This is a genomic window from Streptomyces sp. NPDC090077 (genome assembly GCF_044747545.1).
Classification (GTDB): Bacteria; Actinomycetota; Actinomycetes; order Streptomycetales; family Streptomycetaceae; genus Streptomyces.
Genome location: NZ_JBIVEG010000015.1, coordinates 65,359 through 89,962, shown reverse-complemented (window position 1 = coordinate 89,962; position 24,604 = coordinate 65,359). Strand labels below are relative to the sequence as shown.

Annotated in this window: 22 protein-coding genes; 13 read left to right on the top strand and 9 right to left on the bottom strand. The window is 72.1% G+C overall.

The window, feature by feature from the left end; genetic code table 11:
• Positions 1–32 precede the first annotated feature (32 nt).
• Positions 33–827, bottom strand: coding sequence for a VOC family protein (locus tag ACIPW5_RS24015; protein ID WP_401248413.1), 795 nt, complete (start codon positions 825–827; stop codon positions 33–35).
• Positions 828–997: 170 nt separating this feature from the next.
• Here ACIPW5_RS24015 and ACIPW5_RS24010 point away from each other — a divergent pair, with 170 nt between their 5' ends.
• A complete protein-coding gene (locus ACIPW5_RS24010; protein WP_401248411.1) occupies positions 998–1,612 on the top strand; it encodes a flavin reductase family protein in 615 nt (204 codons plus the stop codon).
• 73 nt (positions 1,613–1,685) lie between these two features.
• Here the strand turns inward: ACIPW5_RS24010 and ACIPW5_RS24005 are convergent, their stop codons facing one another.
• From ACIPW5_RS24005 to ACIPW5_RS23995, 3 genes are read right to left on the bottom strand one after another with little or no spacing between them, the layout of a single operon-like run.
• Positions 1,686–2,753, bottom strand: coding sequence for a Zn-dependent alcohol dehydrogenase (locus ACIPW5_RS24005; RefSeq protein WP_401248409.1), 1,068 nt, complete (start codon positions 2,751–2,753; stop codon positions 1,686–1,688).
• Positions 2,750–3,946, bottom strand: a complete 1,197-nt coding sequence (locus ACIPW5_RS24000) for an acyl-CoA dehydrogenase family protein (RefSeq protein ID WP_401248407.1) — start codon at positions 3,944–3,946, stop codon at positions 2,750–2,752. The genes ACIPW5_RS24005 and ACIPW5_RS24000 overlap by 4 nt, the downstream gene beginning before the upstream one ends.
• A 16-nt stretch (positions 3,947–3,962) precedes the next feature.
• Positions 3,963–4,874 (bottom strand): SDR family NAD(P)-dependent oxidoreductase, encoded by a 912-nt coding sequence (locus ACIPW5_RS23995; RefSeq protein WP_401248404.1) that lies wholly within the window; start codon positions 4,872–4,874, stop codon positions 3,963–3,965.
• A 106-nt stretch (positions 4,875–4,980) separates the two neighbouring features.
• On the opposite strand from ACIPW5_RS23995, the gene ACIPW5_RS23990 reads away from it, so the two are divergent.
• Complete coding sequence (locus ACIPW5_RS23990) at positions 4,981–5,907, top strand: cyclase family protein (protein WP_401248401.1); 927 nt, start codon at positions 4,981–4,983, stop codon at positions 5,905–5,907.
• A 531-nt stretch (positions 5,908–6,438) separates the two neighbouring features.
• The gene (locus ACIPW5_RS23985; RefSeq protein ID WP_401248398.1) at positions 6,439–6,966 is read left to right on the top strand and encodes a hypothetical protein; all 528 of its coding nucleotides are present in this window, start codon (positions 6,439–6,441) and stop codon (positions 6,964–6,966) included.
• A 49-nt stretch (positions 6,967–7,015) separates the two neighbouring features.
• Here the strand turns inward: ACIPW5_RS23985 and ACIPW5_RS23980 are convergent, their stop codons facing one another.
• Positions 7,016–7,447 (bottom strand): ATP-binding protein, encoded by a 432-nt coding sequence (locus tag ACIPW5_RS23980; RefSeq protein WP_401248396.1) that lies wholly within the window; start codon positions 7,445–7,447, stop codon positions 7,016–7,018.
• A gap of 254 nt (positions 7,448–7,701) precedes the next feature.
• On the opposite strand from ACIPW5_RS23980, the gene ACIPW5_RS23975 reads away from it, so the two are divergent.
• The 6 genes from ACIPW5_RS23975 to ACIPW5_RS23950 all read left to right on the top strand — a co-directional run bounded on the left by ACIPW5_RS23975 (position 7,702) and on the right by ACIPW5_RS23950 (position 14,066).
• Entirely contained in the window at positions 7,702–8,553 is an 852-nt protein-coding gene (locus ACIPW5_RS23975) for a Scr1 family TA system antitoxin-like transcriptional regulator (protein ID WP_401248393.1), read from the top strand.
• 13 nt (positions 8,554–8,566) lie between these two features.
• On the top strand, positions 8,567–8,755 hold the full coding sequence (locus ACIPW5_RS23970) for a DUF397 domain-containing protein (RefSeq protein ID WP_401248631.1): 189 nt from the start codon (positions 8,567–8,569) through the stop codon (positions 8,753–8,755).
• A 270-nt stretch (positions 8,756–9,025) separates the two neighbouring features.
• Positions 9,026–9,430: a hypothetical protein gene (locus ACIPW5_RS23965; protein ID WP_401248390.1), complete on the top strand. Its 405-nt coding sequence runs from the start codon at positions 9,026–9,028 to the stop codon at positions 9,428–9,430.
• Between the two features lie 54 nt (positions 9,431–9,484).
• Positions 9,485–12,046, top strand: a complete 2,562-nt coding sequence (locus ACIPW5_RS23960) for a hypothetical protein (RefSeq protein ID WP_401248387.1) — start codon at positions 9,485–9,487, stop codon at positions 12,044–12,046.
• Positions 12,047–12,057: 11 nt separating this feature from the next.
• Positions 12,058–12,927 (top strand): immunity 49 family protein, encoded by an 870-nt coding sequence (locus tag ACIPW5_RS23955; RefSeq protein WP_401248384.1) that lies wholly within the window; start codon positions 12,058–12,060, stop codon positions 12,925–12,927.
• Between the two features lie 494 nt (positions 12,928–13,421).
• Positions 13,422–14,066 carry a DNA alkylation repair protein gene (locus ACIPW5_RS23950; protein ID WP_401248628.1) on the top strand — a complete coding sequence of 215 codons (645 nt, stop codon included), beginning with the start codon at positions 13,422–13,424 and terminating at the stop codon, positions 14,064–14,066.
• On the opposite strand, the gene ACIPW5_RS23945 is transcribed toward ACIPW5_RS23950, so the two are convergent.
• Positions 14,055–15,029, bottom strand: coding sequence for an FUSC family protein (locus ACIPW5_RS23945; RefSeq protein WP_401248382.1), 975 nt, complete (start codon positions 15,027–15,029; stop codon positions 14,055–14,057). The genes ACIPW5_RS23950 and ACIPW5_RS23945 overlap by 12 nt on opposite strands.
• Before the next feature lie 94 nt (positions 15,030–15,123).
• On the opposite strand from ACIPW5_RS23945, the gene ACIPW5_RS23940 reads away from it, so the two are divergent.
• Together ACIPW5_RS23940 and ACIPW5_RS23935 are read left to right on the top strand one after the other, a co-directional pair.
• The gene (locus tag ACIPW5_RS23940; protein WP_401248379.1) at positions 15,124–17,625 is read left to right on the top strand and encodes a hypothetical protein; all 2,502 of its coding nucleotides are present in this window, start codon (positions 15,124–15,126) and stop codon (positions 17,623–17,625) included.
• A gap of 161 nt (positions 17,626–17,786) precedes the next feature.
• Positions 17,787–18,647, top strand: coding sequence for a hypothetical protein (locus ACIPW5_RS23935; protein ID WP_401248376.1), 861 nt, complete (start codon positions 17,787–17,789; stop codon positions 18,645–18,647).
• Here the strand turns inward: ACIPW5_RS23935 and ACIPW5_RS23930 are convergent.
• Positions 18,630–20,114: an FAD-dependent monooxygenase gene (locus ACIPW5_RS23930; protein WP_401248373.1), complete on the bottom strand. Its 1,485-nt coding sequence runs from the start codon at positions 20,112–20,114 to the stop codon at positions 18,630–18,632. The two genes, ACIPW5_RS23935 and ACIPW5_RS23930, sit on opposite strands and share 18 nt — an antisense overlap.
• A gap of 71 nt (positions 20,115–20,185) precedes the next feature.
• Here ACIPW5_RS23930 and ACIPW5_RS23925 point away from each other — a divergent pair, with 71 nt between their 5' ends.
• Both ACIPW5_RS23925 and ACIPW5_RS23920 read left to right on the top strand, forming a co-directional pair.
• Positions 20,186–20,836 (top strand): TetR/AcrR family transcriptional regulator C-terminal domain-containing protein, encoded by a 651-nt coding sequence (locus ACIPW5_RS23925; RefSeq protein WP_401248371.1) that lies wholly within the window; start codon positions 20,186–20,188, stop codon positions 20,834–20,836.
• Complete coding sequence (locus tag ACIPW5_RS23920; protein ID WP_401248368.1) at positions 20,836–22,227, top strand: pentapeptide repeat-containing protein; 1,392 nt, start codon at positions 20,836–20,838, stop codon at positions 22,225–22,227. Before ACIPW5_RS23925 ends, ACIPW5_RS23920 begins: the two co-directional genes overlap by 1 nt.
• Here the strand turns inward: ACIPW5_RS23920 and ACIPW5_RS23915 are convergent.
• On the bottom strand, positions 22,199–23,479 hold the full coding sequence (locus tag ACIPW5_RS23915) for a cytochrome P450 (protein WP_401248366.1): 1,281 nt from the start codon (positions 23,477–23,479) through the stop codon (positions 22,199–22,201). The two genes, ACIPW5_RS23920 and ACIPW5_RS23915, sit on opposite strands and share 29 nt — an antisense overlap.
• Positions 23,469–24,530, bottom strand: a complete 1,062-nt coding sequence (locus ACIPW5_RS23910; RefSeq protein WP_401248363.1) for a cytochrome P450 — start codon at positions 24,528–24,530, stop codon at positions 23,469–23,471. The genes ACIPW5_RS23915 and ACIPW5_RS23910 overlap by 11 nt, the downstream gene beginning before the upstream one ends.
• Positions 24,531–24,604: the final 74 nt, after the last annotated feature.

Here is a 24,604-nt window from a genome sequence, read left to right as displayed (position 1 = left end):
CCCCGCCGGCCGGACCCCGGCCGCCCCTTCCGCTACATCCCGGGGGCGGGCTTCAGCAGCGCGAACACCGCACCGGCCGGGTCGGAGGCCCAGGCGATCCGGCCGACGTCGGGGACGTCCACCGCGGGCATGAGCACCGCTCCGCCGTTCCCCTCGACGGCCGTGACGGTGGCGTCGACGTCGGACACGTGGAAGTACGGCACCCAGCGCGGCACCATCGTCGAGGCGCCGCCCGCGCCCTCGCCCTGCGGGGCCACCCCGCCGAAGGACCCCTCCTCCTGGTCCCCCTCGCCGATGCTCAGCACCCGGTACGTCATCCCCGGCGTCTCCATCTCCACGTACCGCCAGCCGAACACCCCGGCGTAGAAGCGGATCGCGGCGACCGGGTCCGGTACGTGGAGCTCCGCCCACACCAGGGTGTTCACCTCGGAGGCGATCTCCAGCCCGCCGGTCTTGCCGGGCTGCCAGGAGGCGAACTGGGCACCCTGCGGGTCGGTGAACTGGGCCAGCCAGCCCTCGCCCATGACGTCCATGGGCTCCATCCGCACGGTTCCGCCCCCGGCCAGCACCGCCTCGGCGGTGGCCTGCATGTCGGAGCTCTGGAAGTGCACCATCCACGCCGAGCCCGCGCCCTCCTCGGTGAGCGGGCCGAGGGCGGCCACGGTCTTGCCGTGCAGCCGGAAGAAGCCGTACCCGCCCGCCTCCTCCCCCGCCGAGACGAGCTCCCAGCCGAAGACCGACCCGTAGAAGGAGGCGGCCGCGGCGGTGTCGGGGCTGCCGAGGTCGAGCCAGTTGGGCGATCCGGTACGGAAGGCGGTGCCGAGCATGGGTCCTCCAGCGGGTGGGGCGACACGGTCGCTGGCCACCATGCCCACCCCTCGCGCAGGCGGGACGGCGCACGGCCGCCCGAGGCCGGGCGGATTCACCCGTCCGGGTGCTGCGGGGACCTCCGCACCCCTTCCCATCTGACGGACCGTCAGCTTCAATCGGAAGGGTGATGGGACACGCAGGGATGGCGGCCACCGTCGTCCGATACCTCAGATCAGCCGGCTCCCCCACCTCCGCCGGACACGTCGACGCACTGCCCCGCCCCGACCTCCGGGCCGTCGGCGAGGACGAGCGCGCACCCGTCGGCCCGGCCGAGTTCCGGGCCGTACTGGGCAACTTCGCGAGCGGGGTCACGGTCGTCACCGCCCCGCCCGCCGAGGGCGAGGAGGGTCCGGCCGGCTTCGCCTGCCAGTCCTTCGCCTCGCTCTCCCTGGACCCGCCCCTGGTCACCTTCATGGTGGCCCGTACGTCGACCACCTGGCCGCGGATCGCCCGCGCCGGGGTGTTCTGCGTCAACATCCTCGGCGCCGACCAGGGCGAGCTGTGCCGGGCCTTCGCGGTCAGCGGCGCCGACAAGTTCGCCGGGGTCGCCCACCGGCCCGCCCCCGCGACCGGATCCCCGCAGCTGGACGACGTACCCGCCTGGATCGACTGCCGGATCCACGCCGTCCACACCGGCGGGGACCACCTCATCGTGGTCGGCCGCGTCGAAGCCCTGGGCGCCTCCGGCGAAGACGGCCCGCTCCTCTTCCACAAGGGCCGCTTCGCCCGCCTGGCCGACTGACCTCCGCGCGCGGGCGCCCGCCCGGACGGCCCGCCGCGCGTGATGCGGCGGCGGGCCGTCCGGGCCGCCCGGCTCAGAAGGTGAGCACCCCGCGCGCGACCCGGCCGTGGTGGGCGTCGTCCACGGCCTTCGCGAAGTCCTCCACCGGGTAGACCTCCGTCACCAGTTCGTCCAGCAGCAGCTTCCCCTGCCGGTACAGCTCGGCGTACAGCGCGATGTCGTGCTGGGGGCGCGAGGACCCGTACCGGCAGCCCATGATCGTCTTGTCCAGGTACATGGAGGACACCAGGAAGGACGCCTCCTCCTTGAAGCCCGGCACCCCGAGCAGCACCGCCTGCCCGTGCCGGTCGAGGAGGTCGACCGCCTGCCGGATCAGCCGGACGTTGCCGACGCACTCGAACGCGTGGTCCGCGCCGGTCGGCAGGACCTCCCGGACGGCCGCCGAGGTGTCGGGCACGGTGGAGGCGTCCACGAAGTGGGTGGCGCCGAACTGCCGGGCCACCGCCTCCTTCGCCGGGTTCGCGTCCACCGCGACGATGACCGACGCGCCCGCGATCCGGGCGCCCTGGATGACGTTCAGCCCGATCCCGCCGGTGCCGATGACCACGACGGTCTCGCCGAGCCCCACCTTCGCCCGGTTCAGCACCGCGCCCACCCCGGTGAGCACCCCGCAGCCGATCAGTGCGGCCGAGGTCAGCGGCACGTCCTCGGGGATCTTCACCGCCTGCACGGCCTTGACCAGGGTCCGCTCCGCGAACGCCGAGTTCGAGGCGAACTGGAACAGCGGCTGCCCGGCCCGGGAGAACGGCCGGTCCGGCATCCCGATGGCCTTGCGGCACATCGTCGGCCGGCCCCGGTCGCAGTCCGCGCACGCCCCGCAGTTGGCGAGCGTCGACAGCGACACGTGGTCACCCGGCGCCACGTGCGTCACCCCCGCCCCCACCGCCTCGACCACACCGGCGCCCTCGTGACCGAGCACCACCGGCGGCGGGAAGGGGATGGTCCCGTCGATCACCGACAGGTCGCTGTGGCACAGCCCGGCCGCCGCTATCGCGACCAGCACCTCACCCGGCCCCGGCTCCCGTATCTCCAGGTCCCCGACCACCTGGGCCTGCTTGCCGTCGAACACGACGCCTCTCACCTGGGCTCCTTAGGCAGGCCGAGCACCCGCTCGGCGATGATGTTCCGCTGGATCTCGTCCGAGCCGCCGTAGATCGTGTCGGCCCGGGTGAACAGGAACAGGCGCTGCTCCTCGTCGAGCCCGAGTTCGTACGGCTCCCCCTGCGCCCAGAGCCCCGGCCCGGCCGCCGCCACCGCCCCCCGCACCTGGACGGCCAGCTCCCCGAGCCGCCGGTGCCACCCGCCCCACAGCAGCTTCGCCACGCTCGGCGCGCCGGGATCCCCCGCCGCCGCCCCCAGCGTCCGCAGCGCGTTCCAGCGCATGGTGCGCAGCTCCGCCCACTGCCGTACGAGGCGCTCGCGCAGGACCGGATCGGGGGCGCCCGCGGTCGCGTACGCCGTGACCACGCGCTCCAGTTCGGCGGCGAAGCCGATCTGCTGGACGAGGGTGGAGACACCCCGCTCCAGGGCGAGCAGGCCCATGGCGACGGCCCAGCCGTTGCCCTCGCCTCCGACGACCTCGGCGGCGACGGCCCCGTCGAAGAAGACCTCGTTGAACTCGGCCGTGCCGGACATCTGCCGGATCGGGCGGACCTCGACGCGGCCCGGCTGGTCCATCCGCACGAGGAGGAAGGACAGCCCCCGGTGGCGCCGGGAGCCGGCCTCGGTGCGGGCCAGGACGAAGCACCAGTCGGCCTCGCGGGCCAGGGAGGTCCAGATCTTCTGCCCGGTGACGCGCAGCAGCCCGTCCGCCGCGTCGCGCACGGCGACGGTGCGCACCCCGGCGAGGTCGGAGCCGGCGCCGGGTTCGCTGTAGCCCTGGCACCACAGCTCCTCGCCGCGGGCGATCGCGGGCAGGAAGCGGTCCTTCTGCTCGCGGCTGCCGTAGGCGATCAGGGTGGGGGCGAGGAGGTTCTCCCCGATGTGGCCGACCCGGGCGGGGGCGCGCAGCGCCGCGTACTCCTCGGCCCAGACGACCTGTCCGGTGAGGGAGAGCCGCCGGTTGCCGTAGCCCTCCTCCTGCCAGCCCTGGCCGATCCAGCCGCCCCGGCCGAGCTCGCGCTCCCAGTCGCGGCGGACCCCGACCCCTTCGTGTTCGCTGCCCGGTCCGCCGAGGCCGACCGCCTGCGCGTACGGGCCGACGAGGTGCCCGGTGAGCCATGCGCGGGCGCGGGCGCGCAGTGCCGCGTCCTCGGCCCCGAAGCTGAAGTCCACGCCGCTCCCCTCCCTCTCAGGCGTTGGGCCGGTCCTTGGCGGCGGCGGCCTTGGCCATGGCTTCGAGCTGGGCGAGCATCGGCATGGGGTCGGTGCCGACGGTCCCGGGGAGGAAGTCGGCGATCTTCTCCGGGGTCCAGGCGCCCTCGGCGTAGCCGGCGCGGAGCTCGCGCGGCTGGGCCCAGACGGCGATCTTGGGGCCGGCGATCGTGTAGACCTGCCCGGTGATGTTCTCGGCCTTGGCGCGGTCGCTGAGCAGGTAGGTCACGAGCGCGGCCACGTCCTCGGGGTCGCCGATCTCCTTGAGCTCCATCGGCACGTTGGCGGACATCCGGGTGCGGGCGACGGGTGCGACGGCGTTGGCGGTGACCCCGTACTTGTTGAGGCCGAGGGCGGCGCTGCGGACGAGGGAGATGATCCCGCCCTTGGCGGCGCTGTAGTTGGCCTGGGCGACGGATCCGGTGTGGTTGCCGCTGGTGAAGCCGATGAGCGTGCCGGAGCCCTGGCGGCGCATGACGGCGGAGGCGGCCCGGAAGACGGTGAAGGTGCCCTTGAGGTGGGTGGCGACGACGGGGTCCCACTCCTCCTCGGACATGTTGAACAGCATCCGCTCGCGCAGGATGCCGGCCACGCAGACGACCCCGTCGACGCGCCCGTACTCGGCGAGGGCGGTGTCGACGATGCGCTGGCCGCCGGCCATGGTGGAGATGTCGTCGGCGACGGCGACGGCCTCGCCGCCGGCGGCCTGGATCTCCTTGACCACGTTCTCCGCGATCTCGCTGGTGGGCTCGCCGCCCTCGATCCCGACCCCGTAGTCGTTGACGACGACCTTGGCGCCCTCGGCGGCGGCGGCGAGCGCCACTGCCCGGCCGATGCCCCGGCCCGCGCCGGTGACGGCGACCACCTTCCCTGCCAAGAAGTTCCCCACGGCCGACCCCTTCCCGTGTTTTCTGACGGACCGTTAGATTCTATGACCAGTCAGATCCCTTCACACAAGCCCTGAGCAAGCCCCGAGCCCTAGGAGCTGATGGCCGGTGTCCCTCCCTCCCGAGTTCCACGAGATCGCCAAGCGGATCAACAACTGGGGCCGCTGGGGCGCCGACGACGAGATCGGCACCCTGAACCTGGTCACCGACGAGGTGGTGCGGGCGGCGGCCGCGGAGGTCCACACGGGCCGCCGGATCCCCCTCGCCCTCCCCCTGAAGGAGGACGGCGTCCAGTCGGGCCTCATCCCGGGCCGGGTCAACCCCTTCCACACCATGGTCCAGATCAACCAGGAGCTCTTCGGCCCGGGCACGGTGGCCTGCTCCGACGACGCGGTGACGATGGGCCTCCAGTCGGCCACCCACTGGGACGCCCTGACGCACGTCTCACACTCGGGCCGCATCTACAACGGCCGCCCGGCGTCCACGATCACCGCGCACGGGCGGGCGGAGTTCAGCGGCATCGACAAGGCCCGGCACATCGTCTCGCGCGGGGTCCTGCTGGACGTGGCCCGCGCCAAGGGCCTGGACCGGCTCCCGGGGGGCCACGCGGTCACCCCCGGGGACCTGGCGGAGGCGGAGGAGTTCGGCCGCGTCACGGTCCGCGCGGGGGACGTCGTCCTCGTCCGCACCGGGCAGATCCAGGTCTACCTGGCGGGCGACAAGCACGGCTACGGCTTCCCGTCGCCCGGCCTGTCCGTCCACACCCCGGAGTGGTTCCACGCGCGGGACGTGGCGGCCGTCGCGAACGACACCCTCACCTTCGAGATCTTCCCGCCGGAGATCGAGAACCTGTGGCTGCCGGTGCACGCGCTGGACCTGGTGGAGATGGGCATGCACCAGGGCCAGAACTGGAACCTGGAGGAACTGTCCACAGCCTGTGCGGAAGCCGGCCGGCACTCCTTCCTCCTCTCGGCGATGCCGGAACCCTTCGTCGGCGGCACCGGCACCCCGGTGGCCCCGGTGGCACTGCTCTGACGGGTCAGGCCGGGCCGGACCGGTAGTCGGGCGGGAAGTCGCCCGGCCGCGTGGGGGCCGCCCATCCCTCCGCAAGCGCGTCCGGGGGCGGGTCGCCGACCGCCCCCGGGACATCCGTCCCGTCCGGCGGAGCAGGCGCCTCCGGGCCCTCGCACCCTGCCGGTTCGGGAGGTGCGTAGCCGAACGTGTTGCGTGGCTGATCCTCGGAGGGCCGCATCCCGCAAGGGTACGAGCCCTTCCCGACGACGGCCGGCGCCAGCCCCATCACGCCACGCAACCGCCTCCACAGCGGACGGTGACGAAACATCCCGCCCGGCCAGCAAGAACGATGCGTGGACCACGCATCAGTTCGGAAACTCCCGGGGCCCCTGAGACGCACGCAGAGCAGAGGTAACCCGACAAGAGCCGCAACCCGGCCGATTCACCCCTTTCACGCCCTACCGCGACTTCGGAACGATGAGTCCCGCGACTCCCAGACCGCCGCCACGAGCGGCGGCCACCTGGCTGCCGAAGACGAAAAGGGGAACACCCATGTCACCGCGCAAGATCCTCGCGACGATGACCGCGGCCGCGGCCCTGATCGCGGGCCCGGTCCTGACCGCCGAAGCCGCCTCCACGACCGCCTACTCCCAGCAGACCACCGCCGCCGGCCTCACCGCCGCGCAGACCGCCGGACTCCAGCAGCAGGTCGACGCCTTACTCGCGTCGGACCCGTCGGCCCGCCAGGTGTCGGCGAACAAGCTGTCCACCGCGGGCGGCAGCGTGGTCCTGCGGGCCCCGGGCCAGACCGATACCCGCGACCTCGCCTCTCCGGACACGGCGCTGGCCTGTAACAACGGCCACCTGTGCATCACGGACGGCAACGGCAACAACTACGACTACTACCGCTGCGGCTACTACGACTTCAACGGCATCGGCAACGGCACGTTCAACAACAACCAGACCTCCGGGACGCGGGCCCGCTTCTACAACAGCGACGGCAGCGAGCGCTGGTCGAACGTGGCCAAGGACACCGGCACCGCGAACTGGACCCCGGTCTACCACATCCGCCCCTGCTGACCCGACCTCCCGATGAGGCCGCCCGGCACCCCCGGGCGGCCTCGCCGCGTCACACCGCCACCTCGAAGCTGAACCACACCACCTTGACGCAGTCCCCCTGCGCGACGGCCGCCCAGTCGTCGGCGGTGGCGGCGACGAGCGCGAGCCCCCGCCCGCAGGTGGCCATCACCCCGCCGCCACCCTGCTCGGGCCACCGCTCGGGCGCGCAGTCGTAGACGTAGACGGTGACCCTCCCCCCGAGCAGGGACACCTCGACGGCGATCTCGGGGGTGCCGGTGTGGCGGTGCGCGTTGGTCACCACCTCGGACACGCAGAGCCGAGCCCGCTCCCCCACTTCCGACCCACACCCGGCACTCCGCAACACCGCCACCACCCAGTCCCGGGCGACCTTCACCGTCGCGGCCCGACTGGGCGCGACCATCCGGTAGGTGAGTCCCCCCTCCGGTTCGGATCCGACGTGGTCCAGGGCGCTGACGCTCATGACACTCCTCCCATGCGGTACGAGTTCACGCTTCCCGTCGGTCCGGCGTGCCGTGGCATGGCCGCCCCCAGGTGGCGCGCGCCAAGGCGCGCGCCGGCGGCTGCACTTCGGTCTTCGTTGCCGTGCGACGCGATGCGGACACTGACTGTAGCCACTCCGTCATACGGTTGCTACGCAATCCGTAAAACTAGAGCGACGGGTGGACCCTGCTCCCGGCCGCAGGCCAAGATGAGAGCCGACAGGAGGGGACGCCGATGCCGCCAAGGAAGGCTCCGACCGCCCGACAGCGCCGACTGGGCAGCGAGCTTCGCAGGATCCGGGAACACGCGGGCATCTCGATGACCGAAGCCGCATCCCAACTGAGCACCGACCGCACCAACATGAGCAATGTCGAGAGCGGCCGCTTCGGCGTCAGCAGCGACCGCGTGCGCACCTGGGCGAGGCACTACGGCTGCCCCGACACGGCCTACGTGGACACCCTGGCGGCCATGGCCGAGGAACGCGTCCGGGGCTGGTGGGAGGACTACCGCGACGACCTTCCCGCGAGCCTGCTCGACCTGTGCGAGCTGGAACACCACGCCGTGGCCCTCCGCAGCGTTCAGATCATGCACGTGCCGGGGTTGTTGCAGACCGAGGACTACGCCCGCGCGGTCTTCGAGGAAGCGGTTCCACCCCTGCACCCGGTGGACCTGCGACGCTGCCTCTCGCTTCGGATGCGCCGCCGGGACGTGCTCGACCGCAAGGACGCGCCCGCGTTCACCTTCCTGATCCACGAGGCCGCCCTGCGGATGCGGTTCGGCGGCCGCAAGATCACGTCCACGCAGCTCGACTACCTGCTGAAGCAGTCCGAGCGGGACAACCTGACCGTCCGAGTCATCACCTTCGAAGCCGGCGGCTTCCCCAACGCCGGGGGCCCGACGCTCTACGCCCACGGCCCGGTTCCCCAACTGGACACCGTCCAGACCGACATCCCGACCGGAAGCGTGCTGCTCGACGCCGAGACACGGCTCGCCAACTACCGGGCGGTGCTGGACCGGACCGAGGAGCGGGCACTCGACCCCGAACGGTCTCGCGACTTCATCCGCGAGATGGCGCAACAACTGTGAAGGCGTGAGAACAGTGGAAATTCAGTGGCGCAAATCCTCCAGGTCCGCGGACACGGGGAACTGCCTGGAAGTGGCGGTGCAGGATGGCGAGATCCTCATCCGCGAGAGCGATGACCCCGACGTCGTGATCAGGACGTCCCGGGCGAAGCTCAGGGCCTTCATCGACGGGGCCGCCGCAGGCGAGTTCGACGACCTCGCCTGACCCGCCCGACACGCCGGCCCCCCGCCCACTCCGGACGGGGGGCCTCTTGCTGCCCGACCCGGCGGCATATGCCGTATCACCCGTTAGACGTCAAACGGTTGCTACGCCTCTGCGCCCGACGCTAACGTCGAAGCGCGCCAACGGGCTCGCCCCCGAAGGCCGCAACTCCACCGTGCTCTGCGCCAGTTCGGGGGAGTGACCCGTCGCCCCCTCCCGCCGCTCGTCACGGCCCGGAGGGGGCGACCCTCGGCGACGGCAGGAGAGCCGTACATGCACGCGCACGCGCAACCCCTCCCCCCGGACCACACGGCGGCCATCCGCAAGGGGTACTGGTTCGAGGCCCTCCGCTACCGCGACGCCCGCGACCGGCCCCCCGAACTCCTCGACCGCGCCATGCTGGACACCCCCGAGGAGGCCGTCCGCCTCATCCGCCTCCAGATCCGCACCGCGCACCCCTTCGCCCTCTCCCCCACGGAAGTGCACCGAGCCCTGAACTGGGCCGACGGCGGCGGCCGCATCCACGCCCTCGCCGCCCTCCACCGCGGCGAAACCGCCGGATTCAGCATCGTCCTGCGCGGCGGCCTGCGCCCCGAATGGCGGGTCCGGCCGGTCGACTACCTCTCCCTCACCCCGGCCCCCACGGGAACCGTTCGTATGTGCGTTCGCGTCACTTGACGAGTAGACAAAGACGCTCGCGATCGCAGCTCGACTTCGGGGGGCGGGGCAGTAGTGGCCGACCACGTACCGATCAATCCGTGCACGATCCCGCAGTTCACGGGTGACCTGGACGCGTTGGAGCAGGACCACGCGGCGATCACGGCGGCCGCGGGGACGTTCCGTACCGCCGGATCGAACGTCGACAGCGAGTTCCAGGGCCTCTCGGCGTTCTACGCCGCCCCGGAAGCGGCCCAGCTGTTCGCCACCACCAAGCCGGTGAAGACGGACAGCGACTTCTTCGCCGACCAGCTCGAATCGGCGGCGAAGGCGCTGGGCGAGTACGTGACCGAGGCGCGTCCGATCGTCGCCCGGCTGAAGGAGCTCCAGGCGAAGGCGACGACCTTCACGAGCAAGATCGCCGGGGACGAGCACTGGAAGGACGACGGGAAGAAGATCGACGAGAACAACGATCTGATCCACGACGTCAACGCGGCGGCCGAGGCCTTCTGGGCGGCCGAGCGGACCTGTGCGAACAAGATCCGCGCCCTGTACTGCGCCCCGCCGCTGACGGTCAACGACGGGTCCAACGGCGCGAACATGTACGGCTACAAGGCCGATGACCTGAACAAGGTCCAGGACCTGCCGTGGGGTTCGCAGCTGGAAGAAACGCACCGCTGGTACGAGGTCGGACACTGGGCGAAGTCGTTCGTGTGGGACGGGCTCATCGTCGACGGGATCTGGGGCACGATCCGCGGCCTGGGCACCCTCGTCGGCGTCGACGGCTGGGACGCCGCCGGCCAGGCCTGGACCGGCCTGGCGAAACTCGCCACCGGCCTCGCCATCACGTCGATGCCGGGTGTGGGTGCGGCGTTCTGGGCGGCGGACGACAAGCAGCTGCCCGGCTGGCTGAAGGACTCCCGCACTGCGATGAAGGAGACCGGCAAGGCCCTGGTGGCGTGGGACGAGTGGGGCAAGAACCCCGCCCGGGCCGCCGGCGCGGTCACCTTCAACGTCCTGACCACCGTCTTCACCGGCGGCGCCGGCACCGCCGCCAAGACCGGCGCGGTCGCCAAGGTCCTCAGCGTGGCCGGCAAGGCCGGCCGCCTGATCGACCCGATCACCTACATCGGCAAGGCCGGCTCCCTCGCGAAGTTGAAGATCGGCGACCTGTTCGCGAACCTCGGCAAGGCCGACGGCGCGTTCCCGAAGGTCGACGACGTCATCTGGAAGGACCTCCCGAAGGCCGACGCGCCGGGGGTGAAGTTCCCGCACCCGGACGACACCGTCCAGCTCACCGACGACGCCCTGGGCCGGCCGCAGTACTTCGACAAGGTCACCAACCAGCTCCTGGACCACAAGGGCCTGCCCAAGCAGGACCTCACCTCGGTCCCCAAGGGCTCCGACCACCCCCTCGTCGAAGTCCCCAAGCGCCAGGAAGTCACCGTCGGCGGCCCCGGCCGCACCACGGACGTCACCTCCCACACCCCGGGCGGGACCGCCACCCACACCCCCGGCGGCACCGCCGACAACCTGCCCCACAACAGCCACACCGAACCCGGCACCGGCGGCGCAGGGCGGGGCAACACCGACACCACCCCCACCACCGGCGGAGCAACGCACACCGACACCCCCTCCACCGGCGGCCACGGCGACGGCCCCGGCACGGGCGGCGGCGGCCACGGCGGTGACGGCGGCGGCATCCCGCACCAGGGCGGCGGCGGGCGCCCCGAGCTGCCGCCCCACCGGGAGAACGCGCACAGGTACACGGACGCCGAGAAGCGCCAGATCATGGAGTACCAGGTCCACCGGGCGAACGACCCGACGGACGGCTACTTCAAGAAGTACTACAACAAGCTCGGCTACCGCCTCCGCGCCGACGTACCGGACCACACCGGCCTGGTCCCGCCGCAGCTCGTGGAGACCGCCCCCGACGTCTGGGTGCCCAAGTCGGACATCCCGCCGCCGGTCCCGCCGGACTACCTGGGCAAGGCGAAGTCCGTCGACCACAACGACGTCCTCGTCACCAAGGAGATGCGCGACTCCCTCGACCAGGCGGCGAAGGCGCGTCACGATGCCATCGCCGCGGACAAGGGCCCCCACGACGCCTACGGCGAGGCCAAGAAGGCGCACAACCTCCAGGACACACCGGAAACCCAGGCGGCCCTCGACGCGGCCAGGGCGGAGCACGCGCCGCTCCACGAGGCCCTGTCCAAGAAGAGCGAGGCGTACGGCGAGGCAATAGCCCGGGAACACGCGATACCGAAGGAATTCCCCGGCGCCAAGGAAGAAACGCTGCACGGCCCGGCCAACGGCAACGACCAGTTCGACCAGGTGTACAAGCACGGCGACCGGTACGTGGTCGTCGAGGCGAAGAGCCACGTCACGACGGATCTGGGCGAACGCCGGATCGGCGGTAAACGCGTCTCGCAGGGAACCCGCGAGTACTTCGAGGACATCCTCGCGCAAATGAAGAAGCGCGGAGAGGACATCGAAAGCGAAATGGACCTGTACGAGAACCTCAAGGCGGCCCTGGACGCCGACCCCCCGCGGATCGACTACGTCGTCGTCAAGGGTGCCGATAACACGGGCACTTACGCTGGATACACTATGCGCCGATTCGACCTCAGCACATGACAGGAGAAGCGATGACCGTCTTCGTCGCCAGCCACTCGGAGCCGAAGCCGAGCAGCGCTGCCTGGGTCAAAAGGCTCGGCGAGAATCTGATCAAGGACATCGACGCGTTCGGTCCGGCGGCGACACCGCGAAAGCTCGGGTCGGCGTGGAAGGACGCCGCCTTCAACGTCAGGGCCCGCTTCCGGGTGGACCAGACGGGCGCCGAGCTCGGCACCTGGGAAGCCGTGGTCACCGCGGCCCAGCTGGGCACCGCGCTGTTCCGTACGGCGGGGATGGCCGAGGGGACCACGACCGAGGTGCGCATCCACCACGAGATGCGCACCCTGCCGGGCGCCGGGCCCTCGTGGGACGCGAACGCAGAGGCATGGATCGAGGCGTTCTGGTACGCGGTCATCACCCGCGACCAGCCGAAGATGACCGAGCTGTGCGAGCTCCCGATCGACGTCCTGCGCGCCTCGGGCGCCGACCACGACGACTACCTCTACCACTGGGTCGCGGCCCTCCAGGCGTACTGGCTCAAGCGTCCCGCGCTGGTCCCGGAGCTGACGCTGACCTTCCAGCGCTCCCACCCCGACGTCGCCGTCATCGCCGGACGCGAGTACGTCCAGCACGTCGCCTACCCGCCGATCAACCTCTTCTACACGTTCCTCCAGAAGGACGAGGAGGGCTTCCACACCGCGCTCCTGGAATCCCTCGAACTCCACCAGCAGTACTGGACCGCCACCCCCGAGCGCGCGACCGACATCGACGGCCTCGTACCGATCGGCCTCCTCGCCGTCGCCTGCCTCGCCCACGACGGCGGCATCCCCGTCGGCGTCGAGTCCCCGTACCTGCCCGAGCACCTGCTCAAGCGCTCCTGGGTCGGCGAGTTCGAGGTCTGATGCCCACGAAGGACGACCCCCGGATCGGGGAATGGCACGACGGGAACCACGCGAACGCCCGCGGCATCGCCGACATGCTCGGCGTACCCCCCGAGGCGTACGCGGCCGACCCGCTGACCCTGATACCGGCCCTCCAGGACTACGCGGACAGCCTCCCCCTCCACGAGTTCGAGCAGTCGGACTGGATCACGTTCCGCTGCGACCTGGTCGCGTACCTCGCGGACGTGATCATCCGGCGCCACGGCGCCGCCTGGGCCGTCGCCGACGATCCCAGGCACCCGCGCGGGTACTGCTACGTCCTCGAAGCCCGCGGCCAGGACGGCAACGTCCACCGCGTGGACCCCTTCGACGTGATCGCGCTCGAACTCCGCGAGCCGCGCCTCGAGATCATCAGCATGATCGCGACCGCCGAATACACTCTGCACCTGTGCCCTGAATTCCTGCGCGCCGAAGCGAAGACCGGAAATCCACCGACGCCGCTGCTCGCCTCCGTCATGGCCGAGCTGGCCGGTCTGGAGGACCCGAAGATCCGGGCCGTGAACGAGCGCCACGGCGACGACCACGGCGTCAACCTCACCAAGCTCCGCGCCGTCGCCAAACGCCTCAAGACGCAGCAGGACCTCGCCCGCGAGCTCTGGGCCACCGGCAACAGCGCCGCCCGGCTCCTCGCACTCCTCGTCTGCCGGCCGAAGGCGTACGACCGGGCCGAGCTCGACGGCATGCTGCGCGAGGCCCGCACCCCCAAGGTCCACGACTGGCTCGTCGGCTACGTGGTCGAGAAGAGCCCGCACGCCGAGGAGCTGCGCCGGGCCTGGTTCGCCGACCCGGACCCGGTGGTCGCGAGCGCCGGCTGGGCGCTGACCACCGACCGGGTGGCGAAGAAGCCCGAGGGCCTCGATCTCCCGGGCCTCCTGGACCTCATCGAGGCGCACATGAAGGACGCCCCGGACCGCCTCCAGTGGGCGATGAACCACTGCCTCGCCCGGATCGGCATCGAGCACCCCGAACACCGGGCCCGTGCGATCGCCATCGGGGAGCGCCTGGAGGTCCTGAAGGACCATCCGACGTCCCCGGGCTGCACCTCCCCGTACGCGCCGGTCTGGATCGACGAGATGGTCCGCCGGTCCTCAGCCCCCTGACGGCGTGCCGAGGTCGTCCAGGATCCGCGCGAGCGGCCGCCGCAGCGCCACCGCGACGGGACTGGAATCCGTACGGGCGTAGTCCGCCAGGGCCGCGCGGGCCGCGCCCGCCGCCGGCCCTGGATCCGCACCGCTCAGGGTGTCCTCGACGACCCGTACGACGAGCGGTGCGAGCTCCGCCAGCGGCGCCCGCGCGATCCCCTCCCGGCCCGTGAACGCGACGACCTCCCCGGCCAGCACCACCAGCTCCCCGGCGGCCCGGTCGACGGCCTCGATCCCGCGCGCCCGTACCCGTACGCCCTCCCGGTGCCGCCACCGCACCGGGTTGAACCGCATGGCCCGCTCCGCCTCCCCCGCCCGGACGGCGCCCTCGTGCACGGCCCCGGCGTGTTCCCGCACCACGACGAGGTTGTCCCGCGCCGCTCCCGCCTCCCCACCCACCACGGCGGCGGTGCCGGCCAGGGCCCGGGTCACCCGCACCCGGCAGTCCTCGGCGATGCCGCCCAGGGTCCGGTACGGGTCCGGCGGCCACAGCAGCGGCGCGAGCAATACGGTCACCACCGCACCGGCGACCGTCTCCCACACCCGGTGCCAGGCGTACGCCTCCGGCGAGGTGCTGGCGAACACCAGCAGCGAGGACGCCGCCACCTGGACGTTCAGCCCGCCCCCGGCCCGCAGGAACATCCCGACCACGAGCCCCAGCGCCACCACCACCGCCAGCGCGGCCGTCGAGGGCCGCAGCCAGTTCACCACCGCAATCCCGATCAGCACCCCCGCCACCACCCCCAGCGACCGCTGCACCGAGGCCCCGAGCGCGCTCACCGGGTCCCCGCGCAGCGCGACGAGCGGCACGACGGCGGCGTACACGGGCGGCTGGTCGGCACCGAGCCACAGAGCCACCTGCCAGGCCACGACGACGGTCACCACGACCCGCGCCGCCCCGGGCCCTTCCTCCCGCAACACGCCCCACACCCGCCCGCCCCCTGACCCCGCGACGCCCAAAGCCCCCAGCCTCCACCGCCGACCGCGCGCGCCCCGCCATTGGGCCGAACGCAGCATGTCCGGATCAGGTCAACCACCAACGCTTTCCGGCCCTAACTCGCCCGCAACCCGTTTCGAATTCACGTTCGCAACAGCCGACCGGTATCAAGGTCTCCACACGTCGATCGATCTGCCGGGGGGCGGGACAGCAGTGGCGGACCACATACCGATCAATCCGTGCGCGATCTTTCAGTTCACGGGCGACCTCGACGCGCTGGAACAGGACCGCACCGCCATCGCGACCGCCGCGGCCACCCTCCGCGACACCGGCGCGAACGTGGACGCCGAGTTCCAGGGCCTGGCCTCCTTCTACTCCGCACCCGAAGCCGCCCAGCTCTTCGCCACCACCCACCGGGTCCGGACGGAGAGCGACCACTACGCCGACCACCTCGAGGCAGCCGCCAAGGCCCTCGGCGAGTTCGCCGTCGAAGCCCGCCCCGCCGTCGCCCGCCTCAGACAACTCCAGTCAGAGGCAACCGCCTTCACCCACACCATCAGCGGTGACGCCCACTGGAAGGACGACCCCAAGAAGGTCGGCCGGAACAACGACCTCATCCACGACGTCAACGCCGCAGCCGAAGCCTTCTGGGCCGCCGAACGCGCCTGCGCCAACAAGATCCGTGCCCTGACCGGCAAGCCCCCGCTCACCGCCGACGACGGCACCCACGCCGACAACACCCACGGCTACACCGCCGCCACCCTCAACCAGGTCGAAGACCTCCCCTGGGGCTCACAACTCACCCAGTCCCACCGCTGGTACGAAGTCGGCCACTGGACGAAGTCCTTCCTCTGGGACGGCCTCGTCATGGACGGCATCGTCGGCACCGTCCGCGGCCTGGGCACCCTCGTCGGCTGGGACGGATCCGACGCCGCCGGCCAGGCCTGGACCGGCCTCGCCAAACTCGCCACCGGCATCGCCCTCAGCAGTTCACCCGGCACCGCCGCCGTCTTCTGGAACGCCGACCCCAAAGCCATGCCCGCCTGGTTCCGCGACTCCCGCACCACCATGAAGGAAACCGGCAAAGCCCTCGTCGCCTGGGACGAATGGCACAAGAACCCCGCCCGCGCCGCCGGCGCCGTCACCTTCAACGTCCTCACCACCGTCTTCTCCGGCGGCGTCGGCACCGGAGTCAAATCCGGCGGTATCGCCAAAACCCTCAGCATCGCCGGCCAGGCCGGACGCCTCATCGACCCCATGACCTACGTCGGCCAAGCCGCCGGAAAAGCCGCCTCCCTCACCTTCTCCAAACTCAAGGTCGGCGAGCTCCTCTCCAACATCGGCAAAACCGACGGCGCCTTCCCCCACACCAACGACGTCATCTGGCGAGACCTCCCCAGAACCGACGCACCAGGGGTGACGTTCCCCCACCCCGACGACACCGTCCGACTCACCGACGACGCCCTGGGCCGCCCCCAGTACTACGACAAGGTCACCCACCAACTCCTCGGCCACGACCACCTCCCCAAACAAGACCTCACCACCGTCCCCAAGGGCCCCGACCACCCCCTCACCACCACCCCCCGACACCACGAACTCCCGGCGACGGTCGGCGCCCACACCCCGGGCGGAGCCACCCCCCAGGCCTCCGGCGGGGGCACGCCCCACACCCCCGGCAGCGCCGCCGACACCACACCGCACAACGGCCACACCGAACCCGGCGGAGGCGGAGACACCGGCGGCCACACCGAATCCCCTGCCGCGGGTGCCCACGGTGACGGCCCCGGCACAGGCGGCGGACCGAGCGACGGTCCGGCCTTCCCGCACCAGGCCGATCACCATGGCGCAGGCACGCCCGGCGGCTTGGAGGGCGACAGCAGCAAGCTGCCGACGGGTAACCACTCGGACGCGTCCTTGCCCCGCGAAGAGCCCAGGCCTTTCGAGCGGGGCGGCGAGACGGAGAAACAGATCCGGAAGAGCCTGCGGCCGGGAAAGCCGAAGCCACCGGACCTGGAGAGGGCGCTCGCCAATCTGGCCGACGACCCTGCTGGGCAGGAGATCGCCGATCTGATTGCATCGGGCAAGTTCAAGGGCATGACGAACTACGAGCAGGTCGTGGGCGGTATCAGCCAGAAGGAGAATGGGATGCGGGGCTGTTTCACACAGCTTCGACTGGCGAGTCAGCTATTCGACAGCGGCGTCAGGGACATCTCATTCGAGATCAAAGCGAACGTCGAGATCAAGCCCGGGGTCCTTACGGGCAAGGGCACCGACATGGACGTAATGGCCAGGAGTGCGGACGGGGAGATCTACGGATACCAGTTCAAGGAGATCGAAGATCCGAGTCAGGTCAGTGACAAGATATGGAAGGACATGAAGCAGCTCGCGAACTGTCGTGCTGACGTCAAGACCTTCGTCATCGACACCAAGGGGAGTCTGGCAGACATGCTGGCGTCGGGTATCGAGAAGGAGCTCGCGAGGATGCACACCGCAAGGGGCGTAAACGTGGTACTTCGAGTGGAGGACGGAACGATCATGTATCCGCCCGGCGCCAGCTTCATGCCGGGAGGACGACCTTGATCGCCAGCACACCCGTCGCGCGATGGTCATGGGGAGAACGCGGTCGCGACGTCGACCTGGTCCGCGAGGCCGCCCGCCGGTTCACCGCTGCGCTCCGAGTCCTGGACAAGCACCATCTCGGAACCCCGCACAACGGGCGCGTGTCCGTGGAGGTTCCCGACATGAGCCATCAGCACGTCCTGCTTCGCCAGGACTTCCCCGTTGGGTCACCGCCGACCGAATCCGGCGGCGTAGTACTCCTCGCCGAGACCCTGGAAGCCGGGATCAAAAAAGCCATCGGTTCCAGCGAGATCGGGGGCATGACGGTCTACGTCTCGTGCGACGGGATCGCAGCCACCCATGACGGTGCGGGCGAGGCGGTGGAAGGGTGGTTCGAGGTCAGCGCCGAAGTGTCCGACGACTACTTCAACGTCGACCTGACCACCTTCTCCGACGCCTGGATGCCCTTCGATCTGCGCGGCCGCGCCCAGGAGGCGGTGTGCGCCGCCAACCGGCCCCGCCTTGCCTCCGCCCTCGCTGAGATCGCCGAAGCGCTCGGTCTGGATACCGACCCCGACGACGCCACCTGGTTCGGCATTCCGACGGAATCGGGGGTCGAGAACCACTTCGAGGACGACGACGGTTCCCCGTCCGACGTATGGGGGCGCTTCGAGATCCCCTATCGGAACCGGATCTTCAGCCAGACTCCGGAGTTCACGCCCGGGTACGGTCGCCAGGCATCGGGCCCCGTGCGGTACGTCCCCGTCGCAGGCCCCCGGGAGGTCCTGGGCTACCTCTGGGCTTCCGACGCCGAGGGTGCCGCCGGCTTCGAGCCGCGTGACGCCGCCGACCTCGACGCCTACCGGGCCGGGCTGGTCTGGCTGGACCGGCTGCAGGCGGCGTACGACCAGGGGCTGTCTCCGAGCGGAGCTCTCGACGACCTGGGCCGGAGTCCCGGCGACCCCGTGGCGGGGAGGCCCGAGGCAGATGCTGCCGTCGAGGTCGGCGAGTTCGGGGCGCTCGCGCTACTCGCCCTGGAGTGAGACCCCCGCCCCCGCCGCGTACGCCGCCAGGCCCTCCGTGTCCCCCGGGGCGCCCGCCCACGCCACGTAGCCGTCCGGGCGGATGAGGAACACGCCGTCGCCGTACGCCTCGTACGCGGGGATGTGGAGCGTGCGGGCGCCCGGGAGGGAGGCGGCGGGTGTGGTGGTGGTGCCGACCATCAGCAGGGTCCAGTGCGGGCCGCGGAAGGCGTCGAAGAGGCGGGTGCCGCCTCGTACGCCGTCCGGGGCGCGGTCGCCGGCGCGGAGGGCGTCCGCCGCGAGGCCGGGGCGGGTTTCCACCGCCAGGGAGGAGTCCCGGTAGCCGAGACCGAGCTGCCGGGTGGCCGCCCCGCGGCGGGCCTCGCCGCGGTGGATGCGGGTCGACAGGCCCAGCATCTCGGCAGCGACCGGGAGGCGTTCCTCCTCGTACGTGTCGAGGAGCGCGGCCGGGGCCCCGCGCAGGACGGCCGCCAGCTTCCAGCCCAGGTTGTAAGCGTCCTGCACGCTCGTGTTGAGCCCCTGCCCGCCCGCCGGCGAGTGGACGTGCGCCGCGTCCCCGACGAGGAAGATCCGCCCCTCCCGGAACCGGTCGGCCATCGCCGCGCGCGGCCGGAAGTCCGACGCCCACCGCACCTCCGTCACATCGGCCGCGTCCACGTGCGTACGGGCCGCGATCAGGGCGCGGACGGCCGCGGCCGAGAGGTCCACGGGCCCGTCGGACTGCGGGAGCCCGGCCGTCACCTGGAAGTCCTCCGTACCGGCCAGCGGGCACACCGCGAGGAAGCCCGGGTCGCCCTCGGCCGGCGGGAAGATGTGCCAGTGGTCGCGGTCCAGGCCGGTGATGCGTACGTCGGCCACCAGCATCGGCGTCGGGTCGACGGTCTCCCCCGTCATGCCGATGCCGAGCGCCCGCCGCACCGTGGAGCGCCCGCCGTCCGCGGCGACCGCGTACCGCGCGCGGACCGGGGCCCCGGAGGCGAACGCGGCGGTCACCCCGTCCGCGTCCTGCGCGATGCCGACCAGCTCCCGGCCGAAGGCGACCTCGCCGCCCAGTTCGGCGAGGCGGGCCAGCAGGATCTCCTGGGTGCGCCACTGGGGGACCATCCAGGGCTCGGCGTAGGGGGTGGCCTCGTCGGCCGTGCCGGTCTCGTCGGGGTCGAGGATGGCGTGCTCGCCCAGCCGCTTCCCGTCCTGCCAGATCATCCCGACCGGGTACGGGCCGCCCGCCGCGCGGACCGCGTCGTACACGCCGAGGTCGTCGAAGACCTCCAGCGTGCGCGGCTGGACGCCCTTGCCGCGCGAGCCGGGGAAGAGTCCGGCGGAGCGTTCGGCGACCAGCGCCCGGACCCCGCGCCGGGCGAGGTCCACGGCAAGCGCGAGGCCGGCCGGGCCGGCGCCGACGATCAGCACGTCCACCGAGTCCACCGAGCCCGACGCGTCCACCGCATGCACTGCGTGCGTGTTCATCCCACTTCTCCTTAACAGCGTTAAGTAGCTGGCTCCACGAGAGTGCACTTAACGCTGTTAAGCTGTCAAGCGTGGCTACCCGCAGATCCCCCAAGCTGGACAAGAAGCAGGCCGTCGAGACCTCCCTCCGGCTGCTGAACGAACTCGGCCTCGACGGGCTCAGCCTGCGCGCCATCGCCAAGGAGCTCGACGTCCAGGCACCCGCCCTGTACTGGCACTTCAAGAACAAGCAGGAGCTCCTCGACGAGATGGCGACGGAGATGTACCGCCGGATGACGGCCGACGCCGCCCTCCCCCCGGACCTCTCCTGGCAGGACCGCCTCCTCGCCGCCAACCGCGGCCTGCGCACCGCCCTGCTCCGCTACCGCGACGGCGCCAAGGTCTTCAGCGGCTCCCGCTTCACCGGCACCGAGCACGCCACCCAGATGGAGGCGCACCTGACCGCCCTCACCGCCGCCGGGTTCACGCTCCCCCAGGCCGTCCGCGCCACCACCACCGCGTACTTCTTCACCCTCGGCTTCGTCACCGAGGAACAGGGCGTCGAACCGCTCCCCGGCGAACGCCGCGAGGGCTACGACGTCGCCGAACGCGCCGCGCGCCTGGCCGAGTTCCCTTTGTCTGCCGAAGCCGGAGCCGACCTCTTCCAGGACTACGACCAGGGCTTCGAGGAAGGCCTGCGCCTCGTGATCGCCGGCATCGGGGCCCGGTACGGAGCCGTGTGATGGCGGGCCGCAGCTACGGCTTCCTCGTCGCCGCCCCGCCCGACCCGGCCGCCCTCGGCCCGCTGCTCGACGCCGTCTTCGGCCTCGGCGAGGGGGCCGTCGAGGTCGGGCTCGACGGGGACGTCGACGGCTGGCGGTGGGACACACCGGTCCAGTGCGCGGTCCTGTGGTTCGAGCCGCTGAACCTCTCCTGCCAGCTCGACGTCTACGCCGGCCCGACCGTGCAGGACCCGCCCTCCGACGAGACCCTCGCGCGGGCCCTGGCCCGGGGGCTGGGAACGGCCGTACTGATCGGCCACGCGTCCCTGCCCTGGATCCACCACGTGTTCACCCCCACCGGCGGCTCCACCTTCGCGAGCGTCGAGGACCTGGACGGCGAGGACCGCCCCGCGCTCCGCGTCACCGCCACCCAGGCCGGCGTGGCGGCCTTCCCCGGCGCCGCCGTGCGCGGGCTGCCCGAGGTGGTGCGGACCCTGCCCTTCGCACCCCCCGGCACCGACCCCCGCCTCCGCGACTGGACCGACCTGATCGGCCGCATGGAGGCCGGGTGGCCGCCCCTGCGCTGGTACGGGGCCGAGATGTACGCGGAGGACCTCGACGCCCGGGACGCGCTGCGCGACCTGGAGGGCGATCCCCGCCTCGAAGCCCTCGACGCGCGCTTCCGGGCCGTCACCGTCGACGACGCGGGCCACGAACTCGGCGCCGACCCGGCCACCGCGCCCTGGTACCGGCTGCGGCGGCCGGCCGTACTGCCGTGGCGGGTGCTGCCGCCCGCCGACCAGGAGGCGGCGGACTGGCTGTGGAAGTGGGTCGAGGAGGGCGCCGAGGGCAAGCCCGGCGGGACCGACATGACCGACCTCGACCTCGGCGGCGCCGACCTCACCCGGGCCGACTTCTCCTCGTCCCTGTTCCTCGGCACCGGACTGGCCGGCACCCGCCTGGTCGGCGCCTGCTTCCACCGCGCCTGGCTCCAGCGGGCCGACCTGTCCCGGGCCGACGCCACCGGCGCCTGCTTCGTACGCGCCGGACTGGACGACGCCGACCTGCGCGGCACCGTCCTCGACGGCGCCGACCTCGTCCGCGCCGAGCTGCACGGGGCCGACGCGCGCGGTGCGAGCCTGCGCGGCGCCCGCATCCTCGGCGCGGACCTCCACCGCACCGACCTGCGCGGGGCCGACCTCAGCGGCGCGGTGCTCCGGGAGAACGGCTTCAAGGTGGTGCTGGACGACCACACCCGCGTCGCGGGCCTCACCGGCACCGTCTTCGGCCCGGCGGAACACGTGGCGGCCGACGGCACCCGCACCGCCCTCGCCGGGACCGCCCTGGAGGACTGGCTCCGGGCGCGCGGGGGCGACGTACGGGTCATCGCGCCCCGGGGCCTCCGGGCCTGACCGGGCGCAGCAGCACCGGCAGGGTGCGCAGTCCCCGGTGGCGCGGGTTGCGCCACCACAGCGGCCGGGCGCCGGGCACGGCCGGGCGCATCTCCGGGTAGCGGGAGAGCAGCGCCCCGAAGGCGATCTCGGCCTGGAGCCGGGCCAGGGGCGCCCCGAGGCAGTGGTGGACTCCGTGTCCGAAGGCCAGGTGGCCGGCGGTGGGGCGGGAGGAGTCGAAGCGGTCCGGGTCGGCGAAGACGGCCGGGTCCCGGTTGGCCGACAGCATGGAGACCTGCACGAACTCCCCGGCGGGGACGGTGGTCCCGCCGATGGTCACGGGCTGCACGGCGTAGCGCATGGTGGCGATGGAGAACGGGCTCTCGTGGCGCAGCACCTCCTCGATGAACGGGCCCGTCCGGGCGGCCGGGTCGGCGCGCAGCGCGGCCCGTTCCCGGGGGTGGGTGAGCAGTACGTGGACGCCGTTCGAGATGAGGTTGGCGGTGGTCTGGTGGCCGGCCGCCACCAGCAGGAACCCCATCGAGGTGATCTCCTCCTCGCTGAGCCGGCCGCCGTCGTCGCCGCCGCCCTCTCCCTCTCCCTCGCCCTCGTCGCGGGCGGCGATCAGCGCGGTCAGCAGGTCGTCGCCGGGGTGGGCCCGCTTGTGGTCGATGAGCGCCCGGATGTGCCCCACCAGCGCCTCCGCGGTGTCGACGGAGACCTCCCCGTCGCCCTCCTCGCCGCTGAGGGTGGCGGCCCAGGCCTTGAGGATCTCCCCGGCGCCCTCGGAGGCGCCGAGCAGGTCGAAGACCACGGCGAGCGGCAGCGGCACGGCGAAGTCCCGCACCAGATCGACGACGGGCCCCTCCAACTCGTCCAGCAGCCGTCCGACGTGGCCCTCGATCACCGGCCGCAGCGCCGCCACCCGCCGCGCCGTGAACGCCTGCCGGACCAGCCGGCGCAGCCGGGTGTGGGCGGGCGGATCGGAGTTCAGCATGTGCGCGGTCAGCGCCCGCCCGGGCCCGGGGCCCTCCTCGGAGCCGTCGCGGCGGTCGAAGACCTCGGTGGCGGCGTTCTTGCTGAGCCCCGGATCGGTGAGCGCGGCCCGGCAGTCGGCGTGCCCGGTGACCACCCACCCCTCCAGCGGCGCCTCCCCGAGGATCCGCACCGGGTGCGCCCCGCCCGCCCGCTCCCGCCAGCGACGGTAGTCGGGGTGCGGGTCGTCGAAGAACGACACCGGCACCTCTTCGAAGCCGGCCCGCTCAACGCCCACGCCGCGCCCCCCTCCGTACCACCCGTACGTCCTCCACCCCGAGCAGCCCGACCAGCGGCACCTTCGCCCGGCGCTGCGCGGGGTCGACCTCCAGCCCGGCGCCCCTGATCAGGTCGAGCAGCAGCTCGGCGAGCGGCATCACCATGTGCCGGCCCCAGCAGCGCTCGGAGGAGTGCCCGAACGGCAGGTAGCCGGGGGCGGTGTCGGGGTCGAGCCGGGCCCACCGCCCGGGCCGGAACGCCTCGGGCTCCTCCCACAGCGCGGGGTCCCGGTGGGACAGCAGGGGCAGCACGAGTACGTCGTCCAGCTCGCCGATGCGCGCGTCGACGGCCGGGTACTCGGGGGAGGCGAGGCGCAGGATGTTCCAGGAGGGCGGCAGCAGCCGGGCGGCCTCGTGGAGGACGTCGCGGCCGGAGGCGTCCTCGTCGAAGGGGGAGCCGAGCCAGAGGGCGTTCGCGACGAGGGTGGACACGGTGAAGCAGACGGGCGCGGCGGCCCTGCGGTAGATACCCATCGCATGGCGCCGGTCACGGTAATCCCCGGCTTCGGCAAACAACCGAGAAATTCCGCTGCCCCCTCTTCCGCTCTTCCCCCGCCGGGGAATGGCGGCGCCGGTGGCGATCACCGACCAGGTGAGTTTCGGAGTCAGTTCCAGATTCCGGCTCATGAGAATCCGGAGCCGCCACGGGTCGTCCCCGAGAATGAGATCCCGCAGGAACAGGTGCCCGGTGAGCGGCCAGCTCCCGGCGAGATCGACGCTCCTCACCAACGGCCGTTCCAGCGCGTCCCGCACGTCCTTCCCGATGACGCGCATGACCGCCGCGGCCTCGTTGCGCTCGATGGAGCGGCCGTGCAGGGGCTTGAAGGTGGGCCGTTCGGTCTCGGTGGCGCGGCGCGCGGCGAGGATCCGGTCGGCGAGCTCGTGGCCGGCGACGCCCATGGTGTCGGGCTCCAGCCGGAAGGCGTCCTGGCCGGTGTGCTCGCGCAGCAGGGCGGCCAGCCGGGGCGCGAACTGCGTGGTCCGCGCGGCCTGGGCGGAGACGAGGGACATGCGGGGACTCCGATGCATCCGTCGGTCGGGGCCTCGGAACCGCCCCGGACGCCGCGCGGCCGGGGCGGCTGTGC